The 6,035-nt window shown below is 35.7% G+C and carries 5 protein-coding genes; all 5 read right to left on the bottom strand.

Going from position 1 to position 6,035, the window contains the following annotated elements; translation table 11 throughout:
• Positions 1 to 269 precede the first annotated feature (269 nt).
• Positions 270 to 878: a SipW-dependent-type signal peptide-containing protein gene (locus tag RHS_RS31560; RefSeq protein ID WP_052430722.1), complete on the bottom strand. Its 609-nt coding sequence runs from the start codon at positions 876 to 878 to the stop codon at positions 270 to 272.
• 108 nt (positions 879 to 986) lie between these two features.
• On the bottom strand, positions 987 to 1,607 hold the full coding sequence (locus RHS_RS20990) for a SipW-dependent-type signal peptide-containing protein (RefSeq protein ID WP_047834273.1): 621 nt from the start codon (positions 1,605 to 1,607) through the stop codon (positions 987 to 989).
• A gap of 121 nt (positions 1,608 to 1,728) precedes the next feature.
• Positions 1,729 to 2,244, bottom strand: coding sequence for a signal peptidase I (locus RHS_RS20985; RefSeq protein WP_047834272.1), 516 nt, complete (start codon positions 2,242 to 2,244; stop codon positions 1,729 to 1,731).
• Positions 2,245 to 2,307: 63 nt separating this feature from the next.
• Positions 2,308 to 2,874 (bottom strand): SipW-dependent-type signal peptide-containing protein, encoded by a 567-nt coding sequence (locus RHS_RS20980; RefSeq protein ID WP_047834271.1) that lies wholly within the window; start codon positions 2,872 to 2,874, stop codon positions 2,308 to 2,310.
• Positions 2,875 to 2,886: 12 nt separating this feature from the next.
• Positions 2,887 to 6,035, bottom strand: a 3,149-nt coding sequence (locus RHS_RS20975; protein WP_047834270.1) for a fibro-slime domain-containing protein, incomplete at its 5' end; no start/stop codon positions are given.

Here is a 6,035-nt window from a genome sequence, read left to right as displayed (position 1 = left end):
ATTCCTTTCTTCCGTTGAGCCATCAGGCTGATTTTCCCGCTGATATAATAAGCTGCTGAAGTTTGTTATTTTATAAACTTCAAGCGTGTTTTCACACTGCCCGTATGCGGCTGACTGCTCCACCTTGCGGGAGGGCAGTGCAAAATTGGCGGCGTAGTGGGGATACGTTCTTAATTTGCACGGCTGCACCCTGATTAGCGGAGCTATCAGATCAGGCGATGAATTTCAAACACGCTCTAGTGAGTATTTACTGCTAATTGCTATCCTGTTTACTGTACTTCTGTTGGAACTGTTTTATTTGTTTCTGCCTGAATATCATTTCCTTCTGAATCTTTCCATCCCATAATTAAACCACGTTCTGAATATGGAGTAAAGCTATCAGCCTGAATAGCTTCTGCAAAAACATTAATCTTAAATGTCAAACCAGATACTTCATTGCCCCAGTTTTCCGGTATTTTTACGGTTTGGAACAGATAATCTGATGCCCCAGCCTTCATTGGAGCCTGATAATAATAGTATCCGTCTGTTGATAAAAACCATTTTTGAGTATCAATATCAATCAATGGTAAAATATCTTTAATTTGTTTTTCACTTAAACCTTCAAACTCAATTTTGGCACGTACATATGCTTCTAAAGAACCTTCTGCTACTGTAATTTTAGGGTCTTTTACAATACTCTGATTTGGCTTTACGTCCGTAATTGTATCATCCGGATTTTTACTAAACTCCGGCTCTTCTAAATCGATATCTACTTTTCCCATTGTTACAACGTTTGTTTTACTGTCTTTATCTGTGAAATATGCTAAAGTTGCCCCTACTCCGATTACTGCTACTAATGCTACTGCTGCTACCATAGTTAATATTTTTTTCTTTTTCATAATTATATTTACCTATCCTCTCTTTATTATATCCGTGGTTATATTTAGTGTTATATTTGGGGTATATTTACAATAAATTATATGCTGATTTAATGATGTTTTCGTTGTCTATGCCTCTGGATTTAATGCTTTACTTAACTGTGCAGTAGCTTCTTCCAGTGCTTTTGCTTCATCAATACCATCAGCCTGAATTGCAGCTGCAACAACATTTACTGTCCCAACAGTACCTTCTAAATTACCCTCTGCCTTTTCATTATATTTAACGCTTGTAAATACAGCCGGAAGTATATTATTTTTGTTCTGTTTTAATACTTTATCTTTATATTTGTAGATACCATCTAAGCTTATAGTTTCATCTGTCTTAATCCAGTCTGTATTCCATCCATCAATAGTAAAGTTCTTACTTACTAATTCATCTGCTCCGCTTACCTGTACATACACCCAACAGTCAGCAGAATCAGCATTGACTGTAACTACCGGTCTCTTAGCAACTTCCTGTCCCGGATACATATTCTTACCATCGGTCGTATCATTCCACTCTGTTTCTTTCGTAAAATCTTCATTCGTTTCACCGGTTTTTTCATTTAAATCAATCTCTACTTTACCAACTGTAAATGTATTTTGTGCTACATCTGTCGTGCTTGTTAAGTACGCTAAAGTTGCTCCAACCATTACTACACCTGTCAAACAAACTGCTGCTACCATCGTAACTAAACTTTTTTTCTTCATCTCATTATCTCCTATTCTTTCTATCCATTTATAAGTTCTTTTCGACTTCCTATGTTATGTATCCAGTATATAACAATCCAGTCACACACTGGTCATACAGAGATAATTCCATGATACTTTTTTATTCTTTTTTACTATCTTTTTTATTTTCTTTTTTCTCGTCTTTACTGAAAATTTCAGGTAAAAAAACAAGCAGAATTAACACTATAAATACGGCACATATCCCCGCTATTCCAAGCGGTGTTTTAGCATAAATACTGATATATCCCATGAGCGGAATATGAAATCCCACCTTACCGATAATGCTGGGTGCTGCTACCGGTTCGGCATCTTGTACTTCATTTGCATCACCTTTTGTTGTGATTAGCTGGTTCTCCTGATCCACATCTTTTATTCTATGTGTTACCACCGTATCGATTCCCATATGAAAACTAATTACATCTCCCACTTTTAATTCATCAAACGGAGCTTCCTTTACATAAGCAATGGAACCCACACCTATGTTGGGTTCCATACTTCCGCTTAAGACTGCCATCGTTTGATATCCAAAAAAGTGTGGTACAATTAACGCTGCTGCAACTAATGCTAATATAATTAATAATAAAGAACTTAATATCCCACATACTTTTTTTAACATCTCTTTTCCTCCAAGCTTCTAACTTTTTTGTCGTATTTTGCATTTAAATAACATAAATATACTTTATTCAGCACTATAAATCTTCCATATTTTATTTGCTGATTCCACATTAAAATTCCCATTTTTGTCTAATGCAGAAATTACATCTCCTGCATCATTAACAGCTTCTGCCTGCACCGCTTCCTGGTATAATGTCATATCAAATGGTTCAAACTTTGCCGGATCTTTTATTTCATATTTACTGAATAATGCCTGTGTGCTTTCTCCCGGCTGAACAACGGCATTATAATAATAAAACCCATCTTTTTCATTATAAATCCACAATACATCTTTGCTTCCGCCAGAGACACCTACATTACTCTCTGCACTCTGAGGAGATATAGTCATTCTCATACGAATAATGCATGCATTTTTACCTGTGTTTCTCACTGTGGGCTCTTTAATACCTTCTGATGCAACAATGTTTTCTTCAATATCAGTTGTTACATTTCCAACGGTAAAAGTATTTTCTTTTACCGTAGAAACGTCCGAGTATAACGCAATTGTCATACCGGTAATACCTATTGCTGCCACACATACCATAACCAGAGTGGCCATCAATGCTTTTTTATTTTTTATAAATCGATTCATCTTATCCACTCCTTAATTTTCTTTATTCTCTGACTTTCCCAACTGATCCGGAGTAATTACAATATTACCATTTTTGTCCATGGTAAATTTATTATTTACCACATCTGTATGGGAATAGTTATCCGGATTCGTACGAATATTTTTAAATGCTACTGTCTGATTTAATGCAGTTTTCTTTAATTCTGTTTGTTTTACATTTCCACCTACACATTCATATCTAATCGTTTCTAACTCAGTTATTTCATAATTTCCAAGGGGTAAAAGTTCGAAGGTTTTTGTCTGTGTTAACGCTTCATCTTTTTTAAAACGCATTGTATATTCAAACACTTTTCCCGTTTCTAAATGTTTAATTTGGAATGTAAAAATCGGATCACCATTGTCATAATTTACAGTATCTATAGTCTTTTTAATTGTCAAATTTCCTAACAGCAAGGTATTCGTAACAATAACTTCTGCATTCTTTTTAAACAATAATTTTCCGGAAGCTTTTTCATCAGTCGCCAGAACTTCTGCATTTACTACTTTATAGTTTTCTTTATCATATTTTGTAAATGCCTGATTGAGTTCATTTAAATTAGATTCCTTTACTTCAAAACTGGTTCCTGACGGAATCTTGGGAATCCTGATTTTATCACCTGCTTTTACATATATCTTTCCTTTGACTGCCTGCTCACGGTTTTCATCTTCTTTTGCTTCATTTCGAATAAATTCACCTTCAAATAAATGACCTCCGACAGTAACCGTCAATTCATAAATATCTTCTGAAGATCCTGAAATTAACACTTTTTCAATTACCAGATCCTGCAGGTTATCTCCTGTACAGAAGTTTTGAAAGTTAACGGTAAGGTCTGTTCCAACCAGCAAAGCCTGACTTCTGACAATATATTTATCTGATCCTTCGTCTCCTTCAATTATGGAACCATTCTCTGTCGTTAACTTTACACCATTCACTTCAAATTCATCATACTGGCTCTGAATAACATCCGTTTCTTCCACAAAATACTTTTTGCCCATATCAAACTGGGTAAACTGAGCTGTCTGACCATGTTTTAAAGTAAAACTGCCATTAAGGTCAGTCTGCATTTCTTTTATCTTACTTCCATCAATAAGTGTATATGCCCCATTTGTAACCAAGCTATACTTTGTATTATCATTATCGCGCGTTACATCTCCATTTTCATCTTCTACATAAAGTTTAAAGTTAAAGTTTACATCACTGAATGATCCTTCATTTATATTACCAATTTCTTTTGTAACATTTACACTTCCCTTAGGAACTGCCGGAATATTGAATTTCAACTTACAGTTAGATGCTCCTGCACCACGCTCCATATAGAATATCTTAATTTCATGAGCTGTATAGTTTTTAAAATAGTTCCCGCCTTCTACAAATTTAGAGGTATCTGCCTTTGCTTTCTGAAATAAAGCTTTTATATTTGTATCTGCAACTCCCTGAACCTTTACATCTCCTGTTTTGAAATTAATGCTTCCGCTGCGGGCATCATGACAACCGCCAATATCTAACACCAGAACGCCATCGATGAAAACCCACATATCATCATCGCCGTTAAATTCAAAAACCATTGGACTTCCATCTACCATTCCATTTTGCGGCTGTGCAAAGGAAGCGCTCATATTCATGCCAAAGTGATACGTTTTTCCCTGGGTAAGATATAATTCTTCTCCATACCGGGAATCATTTTTGTCTAATTGGTTACCCTGTTCGTCGTAGTAATTTTTATTTTTACTAAGTTTTCCATTTGCTATATTATTGTACGGCATAAAGTTACCACGCTGATAATATAATTGATTTGCATTATCCGGTGTTCCAATCTGTTGATAAACAGTAAAATCACCTGCATTATCACCTGTCTGATTTAAATAAGCATAATTATCAAAACTGCTATAGTAAAAGTACTTACTCTCATCATATACACTTTGTAAAAATAAATGGTTTGCATTTGCCTGAGTGGTGTAGCTCCCCTGTGGATTAAACCATTCTTTTAAAGTAGTTCCTCTGAGATCCTTATTACTTCCGGATTTTTTAATTGCCTGACCAAACTCTTTACTAAACACAGGATAGCCATCTGCATCTAATTTATTCTGGACCATCCCCTGTTTAACGCCGCGGCCGGCAGTAGTTTCATTCCATTCCCCGCCCGAGAACTGATGCTTATCAACTCTATAGTTAAACATATTCAATTCAATGCCCTTGCTATTGCTGTCGATGGTATCAACTGTTTTAAGATTGTCAGTATATTCAAAATATAATTCATCGCCTGGCTGCACATTGTATGCTTCGTCATTTGAACTCCACTTTACCTGCCATCCGTTGTTACTTTCATTTTTCCAGAGCATTACATTGCTGACATCTTTTTGTCCCCCCCATGAATCAGAAGTCATATATGCACGACAAAAAGATTTATTTTCAAGTGTCTTATGATTATCCATATCTTCACTCTGAATCCATTCACTGATTTGACTGGGTGAAGCCTGTGGCCAGGATACTGCTGTCTTATGTTGAAAACTAATAGGTTCATTCATTAAATCATTTCCCTTTTTATCAACAATGTGAATTTTCAAACTCTGCGTTGTATTCGCTTGACCCGAACCAGCAGTATTTTTCCAAACTAACGTAAATATTGAGAAACTGTTAACTTGAAAATTGGTTGTTACCACTTCAGCTTTATTATTAACATCTACTGAGGCATGTTTAATTTCTTCAACATTTATATCCTGATTGCCATTTTCATTAAAATGGTATACCGTAACATTCTGTTCTGCATTGTTTTCTGCTTTTTCAGCATTACTCTTTGTTGTTTTTTCCGGTTTGACTCCTTCTTTAAAATCCATAGTCACTGCCACTTCACCGGAAGGTTCCACCTCAACACCATCTTTTACAAAACTAATATCATATGCCAGAAATCCTGTTATTGTATCATCTTCTGCTTTTGCATTGTTATTTAACAGGCTCTCTACTCTATCCAGTTCCTCTTTGTCTACTACCGGGACAACTTTCAGTTCTGCTCCTCTGGGAAGTATCCCCGCTTCACTTAAAACAGCCTTTACCGTCACCTGGTCATCATCGTATGTATATTCTGTTGTTGTATCCTCACCATTCCAAGCAATTGCGAACTGGCTTACATTATCTGATTCAAATG

It is taken from the genome of Robinsoniella sp. RHS, assembly GCF_001029355.1.
Lineage (GTDB): Bacteria > Bacillota > Clostridia > Lachnospirales > Lachnospiraceae > Robinsoniella > Robinsoniella peoriensis.
The sequence above is the reverse complement of the archived record's forward strand: the minus strand, read 5'-3'. Positions and strand labels throughout refer to the sequence as shown.